The sequence below is a fragment of the Citrobacter sp. ANG330 genome, from assembly GCF_047467925.1.
In the GTDB taxonomy this organism is placed as follows: Bacteria; Pseudomonadota; Gammaproteobacteria; order Enterobacterales; family Enterobacteriaceae; genus Citrobacter_A; species Citrobacter_A amalonaticus_G.
The window spans coordinates 481,472-503,840 of sequence record NZ_JASJUI010000002.1 but is presented as its reverse complement, the minus strand read 5'-3'; the positions used below and the strand labels follow the sequence as shown (position 1 = coordinate 503,840).

20 protein-coding genes are annotated in these 22,369 nt (G+C 53.0%); 10 read left to right on the top strand and 10 right to left on the bottom strand.

Features of this window, described 5'->3' with window-relative positions:
- From ssuD to ssuE, 3 genes are read right to left on the bottom strand one after another with little or no spacing between them, the layout of a single operon-like run.
- Positions 1–1,146 carry an FMNH2-dependent alkanesulfonate monooxygenase gene (gene ssuD, locus QNN88_RS08160; RefSeq protein WP_414239762.1) on the bottom strand — a complete coding sequence of 382 codons (1,146 nt, stop codon included), beginning with the start codon at positions 1,144–1,146 and terminating at the stop codon, positions 1–3.
- Positions 1,143–2,117: a sulfonate ABC transporter substrate-binding protein gene (locus QNN88_RS08155; RefSeq protein ID WP_414239761.1), complete on the bottom strand. Its 975-nt coding sequence runs from the start codon at positions 2,115–2,117 to the stop codon at positions 1,143–1,145. Before QNN88_RS08155 ends, ssuD begins: the two co-directional genes overlap by 4 nt.
- Entirely contained in the window at positions 2,110–2,685 is a 576-nt protein-coding gene (ssuE, locus tag QNN88_RS08150; protein ID WP_414239760.1) for an NADPH-dependent FMN reductase, read from the bottom strand. The genes QNN88_RS08155 and ssuE overlap by 8 nt, the downstream gene beginning before the upstream one ends.
- A 243-nt stretch (positions 2,686–2,928) precedes the next feature.
- Between ssuE and pyrD the strand changes: the two genes are divergently transcribed.
- Both pyrD and zapC read left to right on the top strand, forming a co-directional pair.
- Positions 2,929–3,939 carry a quinone-dependent dihydroorotate dehydrogenase gene (gene pyrD, locus QNN88_RS08145; RefSeq protein WP_043001168.1) on the top strand — a complete coding sequence of 337 codons (1,011 nt, stop codon included), beginning with the start codon at positions 2,929–2,931 and terminating at the stop codon, positions 3,937–3,939.
- A gap of 179 nt (positions 3,940–4,118) precedes the next feature.
- On the top strand, positions 4,119–4,661 hold the full coding sequence (gene zapC, locus QNN88_RS08140; RefSeq protein WP_414239759.1) for a cell division protein ZapC: 543 nt from the start codon (positions 4,119–4,121) through the stop codon (positions 4,659–4,661).
- Here the strand turns inward: zapC and QNN88_RS08135 are convergent.
- The gene (locus QNN88_RS08135) at positions 4,658–5,767 is read right to left on the bottom strand and encodes a YcbX family protein (RefSeq protein ID WP_414239758.1); all 1,110 of its coding nucleotides are present in this window, start codon (positions 5,765–5,767) and stop codon (positions 4,658–4,660) included. The genes zapC and QNN88_RS08135 overlap by 4 nt on opposite strands.
- A gap of 97 nt (positions 5,768–5,864) precedes the next feature.
- Between QNN88_RS08135 and rlmKL the strand changes: the two genes are divergently transcribed.
- The 6 genes from rlmKL (at position 5,865) to rmf (ending at position 13,789) form a co-directional block, all read left to right on the top strand.
- Positions 5,865–7,973 (top strand): bifunctional 23S rRNA (guanine(2069)-N(7))-methyltransferase RlmK/23S rRNA (guanine(2445)-N(2))-methyltransferase RlmL, encoded by a 2,109-nt coding sequence (rlmKL, locus tag QNN88_RS08130; protein ID WP_414239757.1) that lies wholly within the window; start codon positions 5,865–5,867, stop codon positions 7,971–7,973.
- Positions 7,974–7,984: 11 nt separating this feature from the next.
- The gene (locus QNN88_RS08125; RefSeq protein WP_414239756.1) at positions 7,985–9,892 is read left to right on the top strand and encodes an ABC transporter ATP-binding protein; all 1,908 of its coding nucleotides are present in this window, start codon (positions 7,985–7,987) and stop codon (positions 9,890–9,892) included.
- 14 nt (positions 9,893–9,906) lie between these two features.
- A complete protein-coding gene (pqiA, locus tag QNN88_RS08120; RefSeq protein ID WP_414239755.1) occupies positions 9,907–11,160 on the top strand; it encodes a membrane integrity-associated transporter subunit PqiA in 1,254 nt (417 codons plus the stop codon).
- Positions 11,161–11,164: 4 nt separating this feature from the next.
- A complete protein-coding gene (gene pqiB, locus QNN88_RS08115) occupies positions 11,165–12,805 on the top strand; it encodes an intermembrane transport protein PqiB (protein WP_414239754.1) in 1,641 nt (546 codons plus the stop codon).
- A complete protein-coding gene (gene pqiC / locus QNN88_RS08110; RefSeq protein ID WP_414239753.1) occupies positions 12,802–13,365 on the top strand; it encodes a membrane integrity-associated transporter subunit PqiC in 564 nt (187 codons plus the stop codon). The genes pqiB and pqiC overlap by 4 nt, the downstream gene beginning before the upstream one ends.
- A gap of 256 nt (positions 13,366–13,621) precedes the next feature.
- Complete coding sequence (rmf, locus tag QNN88_RS08105) at positions 13,622–13,789, top strand: ribosome modulation factor (RefSeq protein WP_042320000.1); 168 nt, start codon at positions 13,622–13,624, stop codon at positions 13,787–13,789.
- 95 nt (positions 13,790–13,884) lie between these two features.
- On the opposite strand, the gene fabA is transcribed toward rmf, so the two are convergent.
- Both fabA and QNN88_RS08095 read right to left on the bottom strand, forming a co-directional pair.
- On the bottom strand, positions 13,885–14,403 hold the full coding sequence (gene fabA / locus QNN88_RS08100; protein ID WP_042319996.1) for a bifunctional 3-hydroxydecanoyl-ACP dehydratase/trans-2-decenoyl-ACP isomerase: 519 nt from the start codon (positions 14,401–14,403) through the stop codon (positions 13,885–13,887).
- Positions 14,404–14,471: 68 nt separating this feature from the next.
- Positions 14,472–16,232, bottom strand: coding sequence for an AAA family ATPase (locus QNN88_RS08095; protein ID WP_414239752.1), 1,761 nt, complete (start codon positions 16,230–16,232; stop codon positions 14,472–14,474).
- Positions 16,233–16,417: 185 nt separating this feature from the next.
- On the opposite strand from QNN88_RS08095, the gene matP reads away from it, so the two are divergent.
- Positions 16,418–16,870 carry a macrodomain Ter protein MatP gene (gene matP, locus QNN88_RS08090; protein WP_061077056.1) on the top strand — a complete coding sequence of 151 codons (453 nt, stop codon included), beginning with the start codon at positions 16,418–16,420 and terminating at the stop codon, positions 16,868–16,870.
- 79 nt (positions 16,871–16,949) lie between these two features.
- Here the strand turns inward: matP and ompA are convergent, their stop codons facing one another.
- A complete protein-coding gene (ompA, locus tag QNN88_RS08085; protein WP_414239751.1) occupies positions 16,950–18,002 on the bottom strand; it encodes a porin OmpA in 1,053 nt (350 codons plus the stop codon).
- A gap of 355 nt (positions 18,003–18,357) precedes the next feature.
- Entirely contained in the window at positions 18,358–18,867 is a 510-nt protein-coding gene (gene sulA, locus QNN88_RS08080; RefSeq protein ID WP_414239750.1) for an SOS-induced cell division inhibitor SulA, read from the bottom strand.
- A 217-nt stretch (positions 18,868–19,084) separates the two neighbouring features.
- Between sulA and QNN88_RS08075 the strand changes: the two genes are divergently transcribed.
- Positions 19,085–19,714, top strand: a complete 630-nt coding sequence (locus tag QNN88_RS08075) for a TfoX/Sxy family DNA transformation protein (protein WP_414239749.1) — start codon at positions 19,085–19,087, stop codon at positions 19,712–19,714.
- Here the strand turns inward: QNN88_RS08075 and yccS are convergent.
- Positions 19,668–21,830, bottom strand: coding sequence for a YccS family putative transporter (gene yccS / locus QNN88_RS08070; RefSeq protein WP_414239748.1), 2,163 nt, complete (start codon positions 21,828–21,830; stop codon positions 19,668–19,670). The two genes, QNN88_RS08075 and yccS, sit on opposite strands and share 47 nt — an antisense overlap.
- A gap of 6 nt (positions 21,831–21,836) precedes the next feature.
- The gene (locus QNN88_RS08065; protein WP_414239747.1) at positions 21,837–22,295 is read right to left on the bottom strand and encodes a YccF domain-containing protein; all 459 of its coding nucleotides are present in this window, start codon (positions 22,293–22,295) and stop codon (positions 21,837–21,839) included.
- Between the last annotated feature and the right edge of the window lie 74 nt (positions 22,296–22,369).

Here is a 22,369-nt window from a genome sequence, read left to right as displayed (position 1 = left end):
TCAGCTCTGCGCAACTTTGCGCGGGATAAATTCATTCGCCACCGCTTCGCCCTGCTGATGTAAGCGTTGTGGCTGTGGGATTTCCGGGATTGCGACATCCAGATGCGGGAACAACAATTCGCCGACCCTGTACGCTTCTTCAAGATGCGGATAACCGGAAAGGACGAAACTATCGATGCCGAGTTCGGCATATTCATTGATGCGCGCTGCCACCGTCGGACCATCCCCGACCAGTGCGGTCCCGGCACCCCCACGCACCAGCCCCACACCTGCCCACAGATTTGGGCTGATCTCCAGTTGGTCACGCTTACCGTTATGCAGTGCCGCCATTCGGTGCTGACCGACGGAATCCGTCCGGGCGAACGCGGCCTGCGCTTTCGCGATGGTGTCATCATCAAGGTGGGCAATCAGCCGATCCGCAGCCCGCCAGGCTTCTTCATTCGTTTCACGAACAATGACGTGCAGGCGAATACCAAAACGCACCGTGCGCCCGCGCGCCGCGGCTTTGGCTCGTACCTGGGCTATCTTCTCTTTCACCAGTTCAGGGGGTTCGCCCCAGGTGAGGTAAAGATCAACCTGTTCAGCGGCCAGATCCTGGGCGACATCGGAAGAGCCGCCGAAGTAGAGGGGAGGATAGGGCTGCTGGATGGGCGGGAAGAACAGTTTCGCTCCGCGAACGTGGATATGCTTACCGCTGAAGTCGACGGTTTCACCCTGCAATAAACGACGCCAGACCTGGGTGAACTCCGCAGAGGCCTCGTAGCGTTCACTGTGATCGAGAAACACGCCGTCGCCCGCCAGCTCCTGCGGATCGCTGCCGGTGACCAGGTTAAACAGCGCGCGACCGTTGGAGAGGCGGTCAAGCGTAGCGGCCTGCCGTGCGGCGACCGTCGGTGAAGTGACGCTCGGGCGCAATGCCACCAGGAATTTGAGTCGCTGAGTTACCGGAATCATCGATGCTGCGACCAGCCACGCGTCTTCGCAGGATCGCCCGGTGGGGATCAACACACCGGTGAATCCCAGACGATCTGCCGCCTGCGCAATCTGCTGTAAATAGCCGTGATCCACCGGACGAGAGCCTTCCTCCGTTCCCAGATAGTGACCGTCACCGTGGGTCGGTAAAAACCAGAACATATTCAGGCTCATAATGATTTTCCTTCCTGTTGAGTGGGGTGCCAGATGCGCTGGCGGATGTCGATTTTTTTCGGTACCAGGCGGTTGTCGTAAAACAGATCTGCGGTTTGTTGTTGCAACGCGGCCACAGAGTCGCTGACCGGTGAAATAGTGGTGGGCGGGCGATGATCCAGATAGGAGGCAATGACCGGCTCCGGCAATCCCATTGTTTTCGCCAGCAGAGCAATGCTTTCCTGGCGCTGACTAAGGGTCAACGCATCCGCCTGACTGAAGGTGTTGAGCACGCCCTGAATGAAAGCGCCATTTTTCTCGGCATAAGGACGTGCAGCGAGATAGAACGATCCTGTTTGTTTCAGATCGCTGCCATCTTTCAGTACGCGCACACCGCCCTGTAATAATGCAGCGGAATAGTAGGGATCCCAGATTGCCCATGCATCGACGTTACCCTGCTGGAACGCTGCACGGGCATCGGCAGGGGTAAGATACGTTGGCTGGATATCGGTAAATTTCAGCCCGGCCTGTTGTAAGGCACGCAGCAGCAGGTTGTGCGAACTGGATCCTTTTTGGAACGCCACTTTATGGCCTTTTAGTTCCGCTACCGTTTTGATGGGACTGTTTTCCGGCACCAGAATCACTTCGGCTTTCGGTTTCGCCGGTTCGACGCCGACGTACACTAAATCTGCGCCGGCAGCCTGGGCGAAAATGGGCGGAATATCGCCGGTGCTACCCAGATCAATACTGCCGACGTTCAGGGCTTCCAGCATTTGCGGTCCGGCGGGAAATTCAATCCAGGATATTTTGGTTCCGGGATAACGCGTTTCCAGCAGCTGGTGGCTTTTCGCCAGAACCATACTGATGCTGCCTTTCTGATAGCCTATCCGCAGGGCATCAGGTGAGGGCTCCGCCGCCTGTGTTAGTCCGGAAAAGGCCAGCACTCCGGCGAATGCCAGCCATGCCGTATGGGCTTTGAAAAGATTACGCATGGGCTGCACCTCGCACCGTATCAAAAGCGGGAACCTTAACGTCGCGGCGATGCAGGGCGTGCCAGAACGTTTCCAGCGCTTTATCAAGACGCAGCTGTAAATTGGGCGTGAAATGCGGTTTATGCTGATAGTCGATCACCTGGGAGTCATCGGCAAAGACGCCGTGTAAAATCTCCTGGGCCTTCAGGGCACTGAGCACCGGTTTCAGCGCGTAATCGACGGCAAGCAGATGTGCAACGGTGCCGCCTGTCGCCAGCGGCAGAACTACTTTGCCTTCCAGCGCTCGCTCTGGCAGCAGATCGAGCAGCGTTTTTAGCGCGCCGGAATAGGCCGCTTTATAGACCGGCGTAGCAACGATCAGGCCGTCCGCCTCTTTCAGTTGCTCAACCAGTGTTTTCAATGCCGGGCTGTCGAAACGGGCATACAGCAGATCTTCAGGCTCGAAGTTGTGCAGATTCCAGTGGTAAATCTCGACATCCTGACCGTTCAATTTTTCCCGGGCATATTCCAGCAACGCACTGGATCGAGAGGGAAAGCGTGGGCTTCCCGCCAGAGTGATGACGCGCATAAATGCATTCTCCTCTTATAACCAATTGTTCGCTTTTATTTAACATTGATAACAATTTTTGCAGTCTGACAGAGGGGGATCGGGAATCGAAATGATTTATGCGCAATAGAAAATCTGAAAATTGCATAAAAAGAACATTGCAGGGAAAACGTTTGCTTTTTATTGCCGCAGGTCAATTCCCTTTTTGTGCGACATCGCTCATAATACGCCCCCGGTTTGCACACCGGGAATCCAGGAGAGTTCATGTACTACCCCTTCGTTCGTAAAGCCCTTTTCCAGCTCGATCCTGAGCGCGCTCATGAATTAACATTTCAGCAATTACGTCGTGTGACGGGAACGCCGCTTGAAGCGTTGATCCGCCAGAAAGTCCCGGCAAAACCGGTGACCTGTATGGGATTAACCTTTAAAAATCCGCTTGGTCTGGCTGCCGGTCTGGACAAGGACGGGGAGTGTATTGATGCCCTGGGGGCGATGGGATTTGGCTCGATCGAGATCGGCACCGTGACCCCGCGTCCGCAGCCCGGCAACGATAAGCCAAGACTGTTCCGCCTGGTCGATGCTGAAGGTTTGATCAATCGCATGGGCTTTAATAACCACGGTGTTGATAACCTGGTGGAGAACGTTAAAAAGGCGCATTATGACGGCGTACTCGGGATTAATATCGGCAAAAATAAAGATACACCGGTCGAACAGGGTAAAGATGACTATCTGATTTGTATGGAAAAAATCTATGCCTATGCCGGTTATATTGCCATTAATATCTCCTCGCCAAATACGCCGGGATTACGTTCACTGCAATATGGCGACGCGCTGGATGATTTGCTTACAGCGATTAAAAATAAACAAAACGATCTGCAAAAGATCCACCAGAAATATGTTCCGATCGCGGTAAAGATCGCGCCGGATCTTTCTGAGGAAGAACTGATCCAGGTTGCCGATAGTTTAGTACGCCATAATATTGATGGTGTTATTGCCACCAATACAACCCTCGATCGTTCTCTGGTTCAGGGAATGAAAAATTGCGATCAAATGGGTGGATTAAGTGGTCGTCCGCTGCAATTAAAAAGTACAGAAATTATCCGCCGTCTGTCTCAGGAATTAAAAGGTCAGTTGCCTGTTATTGGCGTCGGCGGTATCGACTCAGTGATTGCCGCGCGCGAGAAGATGGCTGCCGGGGCGTCTCTGGTTCAGATTTATTCTGGCTTTATTTTTAAAGGTCCGCCGCTGATTAAAGAAATCGTTACCCATATTTGATTTTTTCTCTCTCTTTATCAGAATATCAGACAGCCAGGGGTTTATTTCCTCCCCTGGTTGTTTTATATTCTTTCACTGTTGCTTATTTAAACATTTTAGGCTTTGCTTATTAAGGTAATAAACGAGGCGGCAAAAAAGGACAATTTTGCAACAGGGTGATGGAGAGCGGAGAGAACATAATGCGAATTAAACCTGACGATAACTGGCGCTGGTATTATGACGAAGAGCATGACCGAATGATGCTCGATTTAGCCAATGGCATGTTATTTCGTTCGCGTTTTGCCCGCAAAATGCTCACTCCGGATGCATTCGCACCGTCTGGTTTTTGCGTTGATGATGCCGCGCTCTATTTTTCGTTTGAAGAAAAGTGCCGCGACCTTGAACTCTCTAAAGAACAGAAAGCAGAACTGGTGCTTAATGCACTGGTGGCCATTCGCTACCTGAAACCACAGATGCCGAAAAGCTGGCACTTTGTGGCGCATGGCGAAAACTGGTCTCCCGGAACCGGAGATGCAGCCTGCGTCTGGCTGAGCGATACGCATGAGCAAATCAATCTGTTAGTGGTGGAGCCTGGCGAAAATGCGGCGCTCTGTCTGCTGGCGCAACCGGGCGTGATCGTGGCCGGGCGGACGATGCAGCTTGGCGATGCCATTAAAATCATGAATGACCGACTGAAGCCGCAGTTTCGTCCCCACAGCTTCAGCCTGGAACAGGCGGTTTAAGGCGCCAGCTTCAACGCGGTTTTAGGCACACAGCTACAGCTGAGAATAGTACCGTCATCACCCCGTGCGGATTTCTTCAGCGGATCCACATCGCCATCGAGCAGCTTGATTCGACAGCACCCGCAAATTCCCGCCCGACATGAGTAAGGGATCCGAATCCCCTGATTTTCCAGTTGTTCCAGCAGTACCTGCTGATTGTTTCCCTGAAATGTTTGCCCTTGCCAGTCGATGGTGACCGTCGCATCCGGTTGCTGCACGGCTTCAACCGTCTCCCCGGTGTCGGTAGCGCCATAAATACGAGCCGGACCGGTCGATAAAACCTCCACTTCATCGCCCACGCGAATGACGCCGCTGTTACGGGCAATCAGGTTCTGACCAAAATCGACATCGCCATTGTCAAGCGCGGTCCGGAAGGTTTGCAGCGTTGCCAGCGGTTCACCGGAAGGGTGCTTTTGCCCTTTTTCCGGGCTGACAGTGGTAAAAATACAGCGACTGCACGGTTTCGCCACATCAAAAATGACCTCGCCAATACGGATCACTTTCCAGCTATCTTCTTCCCATGCGGTCGCGCCGGAAACCACGATATTTGGGCGGAACTGTTCAACCTGAACACCCGCCGGGCAGCGCTGCTGTAAATCGCGCAGCGAGGCGTCATTCACCAGAAGGTACGGATAACCGTCGGCAAAGGAGAGTGGCACGCCCGCATGGCGTTTAACCCGACGGGTCAACTGTGGGCCGACCCAACGCAGTTGTACGCTGCGGGAGAAGAAGCCGCTGAGCCACTGGTTGATTGAATCCGGGGCGATGCGTGCGGTGAAATGGTTGCCCCAGACTTCCGTTGGCGCATCCTGAGCGGCGAAATCTGCAAAACGGACCTGTGCGCTGCTGCCGTCAGGCGCGGTTAAATGCAAACCATCATGGAGCAAAGAAGGGGTAAAGCGCACCATTTGCGGGAACTGTCGGGCCGTAATAAAGGTGCCGTCGGATTCGGTAATCATAAAAATACGATCAAAAGCCAGACCGCTGACGTCTGCCAGAGCGTGGGTCAGCCCAATGCCGCGCATTGATTTGACGGGGTGGATGAAAAGCCTGGATAGCGTCAACACGGTACAGTCCCTCGAAAGAAATAAGCCTTCAACTTTATGACATAGCGCCCATATTAGCTATAATGCGCAGCAATTTTCTTCGAGTATAAGTGACGCTATGAATTCTTTGTTTGCCAGTACGGCCCGCGGGCTGGAAGAGCTGTTAAAAACTGAACTGGAAAGCCTCGGTGCAGCGGAGTGCCAGGTGGTTCAGGGTGGGGTCCATTTCCAGGGCGACACCCGGCTTGTCTACCAGAGCCTGATGTGGAGTCGCCTGGCCTCGCGCATTATTTTACCGTTGAGTGAGTGCAAAGTTTACAGTGACTTAGACCTTTATCTTGGCGTTCAGGCCATTAACTGGACAGAAATGTTCAATCCCGGCGCGACGTTTGCGGTGCACTTCAGCGGGCTGAACGACACCATTCGCAATAGCCAGTATGGCGCGATGAAAGTCAAAGATGCGATTGTTGATGCCTTTACGCGTAAAAATCTGCCGCGCCCGAATGTTGACCGCGAATCGCCGGATATCCGCGTGAACGTCTGGCTGAATAAAGATACCGCCAGCATTGCGCTGGATTTAAGTGGTGATGGCCTGCACCTGCGAGGCTATCGCGATCGCACCGGTCTGGCGCCCATTAAGGAGACGCTGGCGGCGGCGATTGTGATGCGTTCCGGCTGGCAGCCGGGGACGCCGTTGCTCGACCCAATGTGTGGTTCAGGCACGCTGTTGATTGAAGCGGCGATGTGGGCGACCGATCGCGCTCCGGGCTTACACCGTGGGCGCTGGGGCTTTAGCGGCTGGGCGCAGCACGATGACGCTATCTGGCAGGAGGTGAAGTCGGAAGCGCAAACGCGCGCTCGCAAAGGCCTGGCTGAATACACCTCGCATTTTTACGGTTCTGACAGCGATGCCCGTGTGATTGAACGCGCGCGCAGCAACGCCCGTCGTGCGGGTATTGGCGAATTGATCACCTTCGAAGTGAAAGATGTGGCGAAACTGAGTAATCCGCTACCAAAAGGTCCGCATGGGACGGTTATCAGTAACCCGCCGTACGGCGAACGTCTGGACAGCGAGCCGGCGCTGATTGCGCTGCACAGTCTGCTCGGACGCACGATGAAGAACCAGTTCGGTGGCTGGAATCTTTCGTTGTTCAGCGCTTCGCCGGATCTGTTGAGCAGCCTGCAACTGCGTGCTGACAAGCAATTCAAAGCGAAAAACGGTCCGCTGGACTGCGTGCAGAAGAACTATCATGTGGCCGAAAGCACGCCGGACAGCAAACCGGCGACGGTGGCGGAAGATTACGCGAATCGCCTGCGCAAGAACATCAAGAAACTGGAAAAATGGGCGCGTCAGGAAGGGATCGAATGTTACCGCCTGTATGATGCCGATTTACCCGAATACAACGTTGCGGTGGATCGTTACGCTGACTGGGTGGTGATTCAGGAGTATGCGCCGCCGAAAACCGTCGATGCGCAGAAAGCGCGTCAGCGACTTTTCGACATCATCGCGGCCACGCTGTCGGTGCTGGAAATCGCACCGAACAAACTGGTGCTGAAAACCCGTGAACGCCAGAAAGGCAAAAACCAGTATCAGAAGATGAATGAGAAGGGGGAATTCATTGAGGTTGGCGAATATAACGCTCGCCTGTGGGTGAACCTGACTGATTACCTGGATACCGGGCTGTTCCTCGATCACCGTATCGCACGACGGATGCTGGGGCAGATGAGCCGCGGCAAAGACTTCCTTAACCTGTTCTCTTATACCGGCAGCGCCAGCGTACATGCCGGTTTAGGAGGGGCGCGCAGCACCACGACGGTCGATATGTCGCGCACTTATCTTGAGTGGGCAGAACGCAACCTGCGACTCAATGGTTTGAGCGGACGTGCGCATCGCCTGATCCAGGCCGACTGTCTGGCCTGGTTGCGGGAAGCCAATGAACAGTTTGATCTGATTTTTATCGACCCTCCAACGTTCTCCAACTCCAAACGTATGGAGGATGCTTTTGACGTTCAGCGCGATCATCTGGCGCTGATGAAAGATCTGAAACGTCTGCTGCGTAAAGGCGGCACGATCATGTTCTCCAACAATAAACGCGGGTTCCGTATGGATCTCGACGGCCTGGCGGCACTGGGACTGAAAGCACAAGAAATCACCCAAAAAACGCTTTCCCAGGACTTTGCCCGTAACCGCCAGATCCACAACTGCTGGCTGATTACTGCAGCCTGAAAGGATAAACAATGTCATTAATCAGTATGCATGGCGCATGGCTGTCGTTCAGCGACGCGCCGCTTCTCGATAATGCAGAGCTGCATATCGAAGATAACGAGCGCGTCTGTCTGGTGGGCCGTAACGGCGCCGGCAAATCAACGCTCATGAAGATCCTCAATCGTGAGCAGGGTCTGGACGACGGACGCATTATTTATGAGCAGGATCTGATAGTCGCACGCCTGCAACAGGATCCGCCGCGCAACGTTGAAGGTACGGTTTACGATTTCGTCGCGGAAGGCATCGAAGAGCAGGCGGTCTACCTTAAGCGATATCACGAAATTTCGCGTCTGGTGATGACCGATCCGAGCGATAGAAACTTAAATGAGCTGGCAAAAGTACAGGAGCAGCTCGATCACCACAATCTGTGGCAACTGGAAAACCGCATCAACGAAGTGCTGGCGCAGTTGGGGCTCGATCCGAATGCGGCGCTCTCGTCACTTTCCGGCGGCTGGCTGCGTAAAGCCGCGCTGGGTCGTGCGCTGGTCAGTAATCCGCGTGTTTTACTGCTGGATGAACCGACGAACCACCTCGATATTGAAACCATCGACTGGCTGGAAGGGTTCCTGAAATCGTTTAACGGGACGATTATTTTTATCTCCCACGACCGTTCCTTTATTCGCAACATGGCGACCCGTATTGTCGATCTCGATCGTGGCAAGCTGGTGACCTATCCGGGGAATTACGATCAGTACCTGGTTGAGAAAGAAGAGGCGCTGCGCGTCGAAGAACTCCAGAACGCCGAGTTCGATCGCAAGCTGGCGCAGGAAGAGGTGTGGATCCGCCAGGGCATCAAAGCCCGTCGTACCCGTAATGAAGGACGCGTGCGGGCGCTGAAGGCGATGCGCCGTGAACGCAGCGAACGCCGCGAAGTGATGGGTACGGCGAAGATGCAGGTCGAAGAAGCCACTCGCTCCGGTAAGATCGTTTTCGAAATTGAGAACGTGGATTACCAGGTCGATGGCAAACAGCTGGTGAAAGATTTTTCTGCTCAGGTACAGCGTAGCGATAAAATCGCGCTAATCGGCCCTAACGGCTGCGGTAAGACCACGCTGCTGAAGCTGATGTTAGGCCAGTTGCCGCCGGACAGCGGTCGTATCCATGTCGGTACGAAACTGGAAGTGGCTTATTTCGACCAGCACCGCGCTGAGCTGGATCCGGACAAGACGGTGATGGACAACCTCGCCGAAGGTAAGCAGGAGGTGATGGTTAACGGCAAACCGCGCCATGTGCTCGGCTATTTGCAGGACTTCCTGTTCCATCCGAAACGGGCGATGACCCCGGTACGCGCACTGTCCGGTGGAGAGCGAAATCGTCTGCTGCTGGCGCGTCTTTTTCTGAAACCCAGCAATCTGTTAATTCTTGATGAACCCACCAACGATCTCGACGTCGAAACGCTGGAATTGCTGGAAGAGCTGATTGATGGTTATCAGGGCACGGTGTTACTGGTGAGCCACGATCGTCAGTTTGTCGACAATACGGTGACCGAATGCTGGATTTTCGAAGGCAACGGAAAAATCGGTCGCTATGTCGGCGGCTATCATGATGCACGTAGTCAACAGGAACAGCATCTGGCGTTTAAACAGCCTGCGGTGAAAAAAACAGAGGAAGTGGTTGCGCCAAAAGCAGAAATTGTAAAACGCGCCAGTAGCAAACTAAGCTATAAACTGCAGCGCGAACTGGAACAGTTACCGCAATTGCTGGAAGAGCTGGAAGCAAAACTGGAAGCGCTGCAGGCGCAGGTTGCCGATGCTGCCTTTTTCAGCCAGCCTCATGAGCAGACGCAGCAGGTTTTGGCCGATATGGCAAATGCAGAACAAGAGCTTGAACAGGCCTTTGAGCGCTGGGAGTATCTTGAAGCGTTAAAGAATGGTGCATAATTAAGGAGCACACCATGTGCGAACATCACCATGCCGCAAAGCACATTTTGTGCTCGCAGTGTGACATGCTGGTGGCATTGCCCCACCTTGAGCATGGGCAGAAAGCGGCATGCCCGAGATGTGGCACAACATTGACGGTGATGTGGGACGCGCCGAGACAGCGTCCTACTGCTTATGCGTTAGTCGCGCTGTTTATGTTGCTTTTATCGAACCTGTTCCCTTTTGTGAATATGAATGTCGCCGGGGTGAGCAGCGAAGTGACCCTGATGGAAATCCCTGGCGTTCTCTTTTCCGAAAATTACGCCAGCCTCGGTACTTTCTTTTTACTTTTCGTTCAGCTGGTTCCCGCGTTTTGCCTGTTAACCATTCTGTTGCTGGTGAATCGGGTACAAATGCCCGCAAGGCTCAAAGCCCAACTGGCTCGCATTCTGTTTCAACTGAAGAGCTGGGGAATGGCGGAAATTTTCCTCGCGGGCGTGCTGGTGAGTTTCGTCAAACTGATGGCATACGGCGATATCGGCGTCGGCAGCAGCTTTATCCCCTGGTGCTTCTTCTGCATTCTGCAACTGCGCGCGTTTCAGTGCGTTGACCGTCGCTGGCTGTGGGATGACATCGCCCCTATGCCCGTGATTAAACAGACGTTAACGCCTGGCGTCCCCGGCATTCGTCAGGGTTTACGTTCTTGTTCCTGCTGTACGGCGATCCTTCCGGCGGATGAGCATCTTTGCCCGCGCTGCGAAACGAAAGGGTATGTGCGCCGCAGAAACAGCCTGCAATGGACGCTGGCATTACTGTTCACCTCTGTCATGCTGTATCTGCCAGCGAATATTCTGCCAATCATGATAACGGATTTGTTGGGGTCGAAACTGCCTTCCACCATTCTTGAAGGGGTGGTTTTAATCTGGAGTGAAGGCTCTTACCCGGTCGCGGCGGTGATCTTTATCGCCAGTATTATGGTGCCGACGCTAAAAATGATCGCGATTGCCTGGTTGTGTTGGGACGCCAAAGGTCATGGCAAGCGTGACAGTGAACGCATGCACCTGATTTATGAAGTGGTGGAGTTTGTAGGTCGCTGGTCAATGATTGATGTCTTTGTTATCGCCGTGCTCTCTGCGCTGGTGCGCATGGGAGGTTTGATGAATATTTATCCAGCAATGGGTGCATTGATGTTTGCTCTAGTCGTCATTATGACAATGTTTTCTGCGATGACATTTGATCCGCGTCTGTCGTGGGATCGTGAACCAGAACCAGACCATGAGGAGTCCTGACAACATGGAATCTAAAAGTGGGGAAGCCAAAATCCAGAAGGTAAAAAACTGGTCTCCCGTGTGGATTTTTCCCATCGTCACTGCGCTGATTGGGGCATGGGTTCTGTTCTATCATTACAGCCATCAGGGACCGGAAGTGACCCTGATCACCACCAATGCAGAGGGCATTGAGGGTGGAAAAACCACCATTAAAAGCCGCAGCGTTGACGTGGGTGTCGTCGAAAGCGCCACGCTGACCGACGATCTGACGCATGTTGAAATCAAAGCGCGTCTGAACGCCGGTATGGAAAAACTGTTGCACAAAGACTCCGTATTCTGGGTGGTGAAGCCGCAGGTTGGCCGTGAAGGGATCAGTGGCTTAGGTACGCTGCTTTCTGGCGCTTATATCGAACTGCAGCCGGGGAATAAAGGGAGCAAACTGGAAAAGTATGATCTACTGGATTCGCCGCCGCTGGCGCCGCCGGATGCGAAAGGGATCCGCGTGGTACTTGACAGCAAAAAGGCCGGGCAACTGAGTCCTGGCGATCCGGTTCTGTTCCGTGGCTACCGCGTTGGATCGGTGGAAACCAGCACTTTTGATCCGCAAAAACGCAGCATTAGCTATCAGCTGTTTATCAATGCGCCAAACGATCGCCTGGTCACCAGCAACGTCCGTTTCTGGAAGGACAGCGGGATTGCTGTTGATCTGACGTCCGCCGGAATGCGGGTAGAAATGGGATCGCTGACGACGTTATTTGGCGGTGGCGTCAGTTTTGACGTGCCTGAAGGGCTTGAACAGGGTCAGCCAGTTGTTGAAAAAGCCGCTTTCAACCTGTATGACGATCAGAAAAGTATTCAGGATTCGCTGTTTACCGAACATATTGATTATCTGATGTTCTTCAAAGATTCGATCCGGGGTCTGCAGCCGGGCGCGCCGCTGGAGTTCCGTGGTATCCGTCTGGGGACGGTGAGTAAAGTGCCGTTCTTTGCGCCGAATATGCGCCAGGTGTTTAATAACGATTACCGTATTCCGGTACTGGTGCGCATCGAACCGGAGCGTCTGAAAGCACAACTGGGCGAAGATACCGACGTGGGCGCTCATCTGGCGGACCTGCTCAAGCGCGGTTTACGAGCTTCGCTGAAAACAGGGAACCTGGTAACCGGGGCGTTGTATGTCGATCTGGACTTCTATCCGAAAGAGCCGCCAATTACCGGCATCCGCGAGTTTAACGGCTATCAGATCATCCCGACGGTGAGCGGAGGTCTGGCGCAAATTCAGCAACGACTGATGGAAGCGCTGGATAAGATCAACAACCTGCCGCTGAATCCGATGATTGAGCAGGCCACCAATACGTTGAGTGAAAGCCAGCGTACGATGAAACATCTGCAAACGACGCTGGATAACATGAACAAGATTACGTCCAGTCAGTCCATGCAACAACTGCCGGCAGATATGCAGAATACTCTGCGTGAACTGAACCGCAGCATGCAGGGCTTCCAGCCTGGCTCCGCAGCCTACAACAAGATGGTGGCCGATATGCAACGTCTTGATCAGGTGCTCCGCGAGCTACAGCCGGTGCTGAAAACGCTGAATGATAAGAGTAACGCGCTGGTATTTGAAGCGAAGGACAAGAAAGATCCAGAGCCGAAGAGGGCGAAACAATGAAAAAGTGGCTAGTGGTAGCAATGGCATTCTGGCTGACGTCATGCAGCTCCAGCGGAGATAACAAAAGCTATTACCAGCTTCCTGTTGCGCAGGGTGGCGTGCAAAGTAGTGCAAGCCAGGGTAACCGTCTGCTGTGGGTTGAGCAGGTTGCAGTGCCGGATTATCTTGCCGGCAATGGCGTCGTCTACCAGACCAGCGATGTGCAGTACGTGATCGCCAATAATAATCTGTGGGCCAGCCCGCTGGATCAGCAGTTGCGTAATACACTGGTGGCCAATCTGAGTAAACAACTGCCGGGTTGGGTGGTGGCATCTCAACCATTAGGCAGTGTGCAGGACACGCTCAACGTAACGGTCACCGGTTTCCACGGTCGCTATGATGGCAAGGTGGTAGTCAGTGGCGAATGGCTGCTCAATCATCAGGGGCGTCTCATTAAGCGTCCGTTCCACATTGAAGCCGTACAGACGCAGGACGGTTACGATGAGATGGTGAAAGTGCTGGCGACCGTCTGGAGTCAGGAAGCGGCGGCGATCGCTCAGGAATTGAAGCGCATTCCATAGTTTAAATTTTTGTAAATAAAACCGTCTCAGACAGCGTGTTTGAGGCGGTTTTTTTTTGCCGTAGAGAGGGGCCAGGAACTTGTTCCGGTTCACATTTTTTGTACAACCGAGTTTTTCGCTAGCTCACAAATATGACACCTGTGTGAATTTTGCGCATTGACGGAACAGGGGATTCGCGGTATTCGTTTAGTGTGATTGCACACTTCGTAATCACTGTTATCTTTTCCACCAGATATAAGTATGAGGGAAACGAGGCATGAAGAGACAAAAACGAGATCGCCTGGAACGGGCACATCAACGTGGTTATCAGGCCGGTATTGCCGGACGTTCGAAAGAAATGTGTCCCTATCAGACGCTGAATCAGAGATCGTATTGGCTGGGAGGCTGGCGAGAAGCCATGGCTGACAGGGTGGTAATGGCCTGATTCTGTCTCTTTAAAAAAGAAACCTCCGCATTGCGGAGGTTTCGCCTTTATGACCAGAGATAAATGACGCTGTCTGGCCATTCACCGGGCTGGCATCAGAACGCTGAGGTGTCCTGGAACAGACCGACTTTCAGATCGTTCGCGGTATAAATCAGACGGCCATCCACCAGCACTTCACCATCCGCCAGCCCCATGATCAGGCGGCGATTCACGATACGCTTGAAGTGGATACGGTAGGTGACTTTCTTCGCAGAAGGCAGCACCTGACCAGTGAACTTCACTTCGCCCACACCCAGTGCGCGGCCTTTGCCTTCGCCACCGAGCCAGCCGAGGTAGAATCCAACCAACTGCCACATTGCGTCCAGCCCCAGACAACCCGGCATGACCGGATCGCCGATGAAGTGGCATCCGAAGAACCAAAGATCCGGATTGATATCCAGCTCTGCCTCAACATAACCTTTGTCGAAGTTACCGCCCGTTTCAGTCATCTTGACGACACGGTCCATCATCAGCATGCTAGGAGCAGGCAACTGCGGGCCTTTCGCGCCAAACAGCTCACCGCGACCAGAGGCAAGAAGGTCTTCTTTTGTATAGGATTCGCGTTTATCTACCATGTTCTCTGTAAGCCTTATTTTATTGAAGCACGCAGGATAGCTAACACGTGTACGCTGAACAAGTCCGATCAGTTAGGAAAAAAACCGTTCAGCCAGCGCAGCGGCCATGGAAAACGGTGACGTCCTTCCTGTTGCGTCGCCTGAGCGATCCGCTCCTGGATAGTCTGCATCAGCGTCATCTGGCCTTCGCCATCCCACACCAGATTTAACAGCAGCGGTAATGCGTCGGTCACATCATCCACCGCCCAGATAGTGAACTTCTCTTCTTCAACGGCCTGTAACAGTGCGGGTTGCAGGCTCAGGTGTCTGACGTTTGAAGAAGGGATAATCACCCCTTGCTTACCCGTCAGTTCACGCTGTTGGCAAATCGCGAAGAAGCCCTCAATTTTTTCATTTAAACCGCCAACCGGCTGGGCACGACCAAACTGGTCAACCGACCCGGTAATAGCGATGTTCTGGTTCACCGGCACATCGGACAGGGCGCTGATAAGCGCGCACAGTTCCGCCATGGACGCGCTATCACCGTCAACTTCACTGTAGGACTGTTCAAACGTGAGCGAAGCCGAGAAGGGGAGCTGTTGTTCAAGCTGGAGTTCTGACATCAGAAACGCCTGCATGATCATCATCCCCTTAGCATGAATATTACCGCCAAGTTCTGCTTTCCGCTCAATGTCAGTGAACTCGCCATCACCGATATGTACGACGCAGCTGATACGAGAAGGTTCACCGAAGGCGCGGGGGTGACCCGGAAACTCAATCACCGACAGGGCGTTGATCTGACCTACGCGCTCACCCTCGGTTTCGATCAGAATCTGTTCCTGGAGGATCTCATCCTGCATGCGTTCAGCCAGGAACCCTTCACGCCACTCTCTTTGGGCAAGCATCAGGCGAAGCTGTTCACCGGTGCAGGTTTCGCTTTCACACAGCGGCGCGACTTCCGTGAACTGCCTGATGATCCATAACGGATTGAGCGGTAACGTATCCTGTTCCCCGGTATAACGCACTGCCTCGCGAACCAGTACTTCCCACGCGTCGGGCGCAGGATAAGGCAACTGATTACGTTTCGCGGTCCATGTTACCCACTGGCACCACTGAGTCATGGATTCTGCATCCACAATCTGTAGGTTATCTTCGAATTCGCTATAAATCGCCTGCTCAGCCAGTTCAGGTTCCATCTCCTGGAAATCCGCCAGCGATTCGCGCTCACCGACCAACAGCACTTTCAGTTTCAGCGGCATAGACGGGACAGAGACTGGCAGCGGACGTGATTCATCATAAGCTACCCAGTCAAAACGTTCGCGGCTGACAATCGCCTTCAGGCGCATCCACAGCAGGGGTTGCGCAAGCAGGGTGCGCAGCGAGATAACCAGCACGCCGCCATTGGCCTGGTGAACCAGTCCTGGCTGTAGCGTGATGTCGCCGTTGAATTGACGCAGGCAGCCAAAAAGCTGTTCTGCCTCAACCCAGTCGGCAATCACCACCTGTGCCAGGGTGGCAAAATTGTCTTCTACCCGCTCAGCGTCACGATAGCGAATCGTGTGACCAGAGATCTCGTAATGACCGCCCGTCAGCTGACCGGCATCGTGCTGTAAGGCACGTGCGGCATCGGCAAGAAGATTAAGATACTCAAGCTCTTCGGGCGCTTTGGCCAACATGAAAGGTGATGAGGCTCTGGGCTGTAACAATTGCTCAAGGGCAAATTGCAAACGTGGTTGAGTATCACTCAGTAATGTGTCGTTTTCTTCAGTGACATGTGGCTGTGCAAAAATTTCCTGATAACTTTCGGTATCAGGGACAAGGTCACGCCATGCAAGTTTCGTAATGGTCAAAGTTGATGTTTTTTAGTCTGTTGTAAAAGACGCGATTATAGCGTAACCGTCCGCGCTTCACACGTGGAAAGCAACGGCAAACGCACTGGAGGGTGAAGAGTGGCTCACAGCCTGAAGATTCTTTTCATCACAGGCTGAAAAAGCTGATATTCTGATAAGAGTGACACGGTAACATTGAGATCGCCATGAAATATCAACAACTTGAGAATCTTGAAAGCGGTTGGAAGTGGAAGTACCTTGTGAAGAAGCACCGCGAAGGGGAGTTAATTACCCGTTACGTGGAGGCCAGTGCTGCCCAGGAGGCCGTGGATTTGTTGCTTACGCTGGAAAATGAACCGGTGCGGGTTAATCTCTGGATTGACGAACATATGAACCCCGCGCTGCAAAACCGCATGAAGCAAACAATACGTGCGCGGCGTAAACGGCATTTTAATGCCGAGCATCAGCACACGCGAAAGAAATCGATTGATCTGGAATTTATCGTCTGGCAGAGACTGGCCGGACTGGCACAGCGGCGCGGCAAGACATTATCCGAGACCGTAGTGCAGTTGATTGAAGATGCTGAGAATAAAGAGAAGTATGCCAACAAGATGTCTTCACTGAAGCAGGACCTGCAGGCGTTGTTAGGCAAAGAATAATCCATTCCATTAAACGCTTTTTGTTTATCACAGGCCAAAAAAAACCCCGCAGCGCGGGGTTTTTTCATAAGACGGAAACTTAAGCCTGCGGCTGAGTTACAACGTCTTTGATGCCTTTAACTTCGATCTCAACGCGACGATCCGGGGCCAGGCAGTCGATCAGTGCAGCGCGAGCTTTCACGTTGTCACAGGTATTGCCAGTAACCGGGTTGGATTCGCCCATACCACGTGCGGAGATTTTGTCAGCCGGGATACCTTTAGAGATCAGGTAATCAACAACAGACTGAGCACGTTTCTCAGACAGACCCTGGTTGTAAGCGTCAGAACCGATACGGTCAGTGAAGCCCAGAACCACTACAGAACCGTCTTTCGGATCCAGGTTGCTCAGCTGGCTGTACATCTGATCCAGAGCCTGCTGGCCTTCTGGTTTCAGCGTTGCTTTGTTGAAGTTGAACAGAACGTCAGACTTCAGAGTGAAGTGTTTGGTCTGTACTTCAGGAGCCGGAGCCGGAGCCGGAGCTACGATCGGAGCCGCTTGTTCCTGACCGAAACGGTAAGAAACACCTACGCTCAGCAGACCGTTGTCTGGGCGAGTACCGATGGTGTTAGCGTCACCGATGTTGTTGGTCCACTGGTATTCCAGACGGGTAGCGATTTCAGGAGTAATTGCATACTCAACACCACCTGCGAATACTGGGGATACGCCAGTGTCGTGGTCTTTAAAGGAAGCGCCACCAGGTACGTTAGCCTTGGTGTCTGCACGCCATACCATACCACCCAGACGAGTGTAGATGTCCAGATCGTCAGTGATTGGGTAACCCAGTTTAGCGGTCAGCTGAACGCCCTGAGCCTTGTATGCGCCGTTGATGTTGTCGCCTTTGTACGGCATACGACCTAACCAGTCGTAACCCATTTCAAAGCCAACATACGGGTTAACCTGATAACCACCGAACGCACCGGCACCCAGTTGGTTTTCGTGGGTAGGACCGTTGTTGTTGATGAAACCAGTGTCATGGTACTGGGACCAGCCCAGTTTAGCACCAGTGTACCAGGTGTTATCTTTCGGAGCGGCCTGCGCTACGGTAGCGAAACCAGCCAGTGCCACTGCAATCGCGATAGCTGTCTTTTTCATTTTTTGCGCCTCGTTATCATCCAAAATACGCCATGAATATCTCCAACGAGATAACACGGTTAAATCCTTCACCGGGGGAGTAGTTCAATAGTTACTCTACCGATATCTGCGGCTTATGCCGAGCACCCCTGGCGATGTAAAGTCTACAACGTAGTTGAAAACTTACAAGTGTGAACTCTGTCAGGCATATGAAAAAAAAAAGCTTGTATACAAAATATTTAACATTTTGTGCAGCAGAATTTTGGGTCAGATTTCGCGGAAACCGCGTCCGCCAAGCGTTCACAGAAAAAAAATGTGAGTCCTAAATGCCTGGCTTCGGAGTGAAAAAAAATTCCAGGATAAATCCTAATTTCACTCAATGATACAGATTTGAGTGAATTTTTAGCCCGGTTTGCTGTCTCGTGGCATGGGTGTGTGCGCTTACGGGACGCATGATAAATCCCATCGCATTTCCCTCATCCGCAGCTCTCACCAATTCAGCATGTTCTTCTTCTGTTAATTCCTCTGCCAGCCAGCCGATCACCACGCTGTAGTTGCCCGTACGTAATGCACGAACCATCGATTCCAGCGTATGGCAGGGGGAAAGTTGGCTAATTTGCATCACTTTGGTCAGTGGTAGGCCGGCAGACTGAACCCATTCACGGCTCAGTTTTTGTTGTGGCGTCAGCCAGAGCTGCCAGCGCGATTGCTGACCTAACTGCTGAAGAAGCGGTAACAGCAGTAATTGCGTCATCATGGGCTGGTCTTCGCGGTAGACCACTTCGCTGATAAGCCCGGTGGACGCTTTCTCAGAAGAGACGCGCGCCATCGTGTTCGAAGTGGAAGAGAGTGACGGAGAACGATTTGCGTAGCCTGAAGTGTACATAATCAATCCAGCCCTGTGAGTTACTGTATGGATGTACAGTAACCCTGATGTCGTGAAAGATCAACTTTATTTTCGGAAACAAACTCGCAATTTTTATTCATGGTCGCGGTAAAAACAAAATACAACTTGCCCCCTGAGAATAAGTTGCCTATTTTCGTCATTAACGGATCCGCAGCAACAAATCATTCTTTTAGTTTATGATTTAACAGGGGATTTTATGAAAGTACACTCCTACGACAGGATCTATAAATCACAGGAATATTTATCTTCTCTGGGGCCGATCCATTACCGTTCACTGTTTGGCAGCTACAGTCTGACTATCAACAATACCGTCTTTGCGATGGTTGCGAATGGTGAGCTTTATCTGCGCGCTTGTGAACAAAGCGTACAGTATTGCGTGCAGCATTCCCCTGTCTGGCTGACTTTTCTCAAACGCGGGCGCCCGGTCATGCTCAACTATTATCAGGTTGATGACAGTTTGTGGCGTGACCAGCAGCAGTTGATCCAGTTATCGAAGTTTTCGCTGGATGCCGCGTTGCAGGAGAAGCTGACTCGCGGTTCTCAACAGCGGCTTAAGGATCTCCCCAATATGACCTTTCATCTGGAGAGTCTGCTGAATGAGTCGGGGATCTACGATGTCGCTACTTTGCGAATGCTGGGGGCTAAAATGTGCTGGTTGCGGCTTCGGCAGATTAACAAATCCATTACCGATAAGGTTCTGTTTAATCTTGAAGGGGCCATTTATGGCATTCATGAAGCCGCGCTCCCGGCAATACGCCGGGAGGAGCTTGCTTTGTGGGTTAAGATGCTTTCCCCGACGCCGGTATTTCCGGAGATGATTGAGTGATTTGTCGCTGTAGCCGACCCATTTCCGGCAGCAGGGCCACCAGTAAGCCGACCTGTTGAATCACCAGGGGTTCTTTGCTGTCCGGGCGCGGTTCCAGATGCTGGATGCGCTGTTTCAGGTCGGTGAGCGCCTGTTGCACGCGCGCTTCGTCAGCCGGGAGATGATGTAACGCATCATCGACATAGCAGACCGCATCGTCCAGTAGTGCCAGCACGTCGGGGTTAGTGAGTTGTTCACGATGCGCCCCTAGTGCAGAGATATAACTGGTGAATGTATGGTTGAGGCAGAGCAAACGGAACGCTGCCTCACGCGTTTGTGCCGTTACATCGGGCTCGCCAGACATGTTCGACACCACCGAGGCCAGTTCCGCATCGCGGTTATGGGCGTCGCGGCGAGCAATCCGATATGCCAGCCGATTGTCGCGTCCCTGATGGTACTGTTCCAGGATGGCGTCCAGATAGCGACAGTTGGCCTCGGTCGCTCTTTCCATCATTCTCGGCAGGTTGCGGAAACGCCAGTCCGGCCAGATGAAGCTCACGGCCGCCCAGGCGATGGCGCAGCCGATGAGCGTATCGATCACGCGGGGAAGGGCAACTTCAAACCCTTCACCGAGTAAATTGAAGCACAGCAGGACCAACAGCGTAATAAACATGGTGGCATGAGCATACTGGACGTTGCGGAAGGCAAAGAACAGAACGCCGGTGATCACCAGCAAAATGAGCTGGCCTTCCAGTGACGGAACGAACCATAAAATCGGGATACCAATGGCCACGCCGACCAGCGTCCCGATGATCCTTAGCGCCAGACGGTGTCGCGTGGCGTTGTAGTTAGGCTGGCAAACAAACAGGCTGGTCAGTAAGATCCAGTAACCGTGATGCATACCGGTTATCTGAATGATCGCGTAGCCGATACAGAGGACCAGAGACATCCTGACCGCATGGCGAAAAAGGGCCGATTCCGGGGTAAAGTTACGGCTCAACCGCAGCCAGGTATCGCTAAATCCGTGCGGACTATCATCGGCAAGCTGGTTTTCCGATTCGCTGCGCGGCATGGCTTGCGCTTGCTCTGATTCAATCGTCGCGAGCTGCGCGTCGATGGCACGCAAATTAGCCAGTAAAAAACCCAACGTTTTCAGCAGATCGGCAGAGGCGCCGTTTGCCCGCATTCGCTCAAGCGCGGCATCGAGGTGCGTGAAGGCGCGTTCAAAATGCGGATCGTGCTGATAGGGGACGCGCAATAAAATACAGCGGGACAGTTGCAAACAGGCCTGGCCCTGCATTGACATCAGACGTTGAAAGCGGAACATGACGTCGCTGTGACGGAAATGGTCACGCAGCGTCTGGTATTGAATATGTGAGGAACTGGCGCGCTCATGAATATCCTGCGCCACAAAGTAATAATGCAGTGTGCGCCGTGTGCCACGTTGTCCCCGATCGCCGCGCAGACGTGTCAGCAAAGACACTTTCGTCTGATTTAGCGTCGCCATCAGTTGACCGTTGGCCAGCGCTAAATCATACAGTGGTGCCTGACTTTCATCTTCAATATCCGGGTCAAAAAGCCGTGACTTCAGCTCCAGATAGTGCGCCAGTTGTTCATAACTGCGCGCCAGATTGTCCTGCAGGGGGCGAATTGGGAATAGCAGATGGCCCGTTAACGTTAGCCCGTTGTACCAGATAGCGCCCGCCAGCAATAAAAGCGGCTGCTGATACCACTGCGCGTACAACGACGCGCCAAGCATGGTGTAAATGGCGATAAGCAGCGCGCCAAAAGCAATCGTCGCGTAACGTTGCCCTAAACCGCCAAGCAGAATAAAACCGCTGGTAGAAAGCGTCAGCCCGATGGCAAACAACCACGGATAAGGAAACAACAGTTCTACTGAGGCGGAGGCGATAAAAAAACAGATGAGCGTAATGATTAAGTTACGCAATCGACCCGCGAGACGATCGTCCAGGTCGGTCAGCGCTGCAGCGACCATTCCCAGCGTCAGCGGGATAGTCAGTTTGACATCACCCAGCCACCAGGGCAGCGCGGTCGTTCCGCAGAGGGCGATAAAAATACGCACGTAGTACAGCCAGGTGCTGTTCCAGGTATAGCGGCGAAGCAGGGGACTTAACATACTGACTTAGCGTCCTGATGACTCAAAACGGCGACGGGCGTTGGCTTCACGCGCCGCACGTGCAACTTCTACAGAGACAACGCGACGTCCCACCGGCCACAGTGCAATTGCGGCAATCTTAAAGTTTGCAATGCCAACGGGAATGCCAATGATCGTGATGCACTGAGCGATGCCCGCGGCAATATGCATCAGACACAGCCACCAGCCGAAGAAGATCAGCCAGAAAATATTCAGCAACGTCCCGCCCGTATTCAACAGTACGTTTTTACCTGCCGGATCCAGTTCATCAACATGAACCGCTTCGTTTCCGTAAGGCAGCAGCGACAATTTGGTGATTTCCCAACATGACCGGGTGAGGGGCAGAGTGAAAATCAGCACAATACTCACCAGCGTTGCCAGGAACCAGGACAGCGTGGTGGCAAATCCCCCCAGCACAAAATTCAAAATATTCAGAACGGTACGCATAGACCCTCGGTTGATTCTGGTTTTCTATGATTCCTGGCAATTGTAACGTTTTTTTGGGCTGGAGCACGTATTCT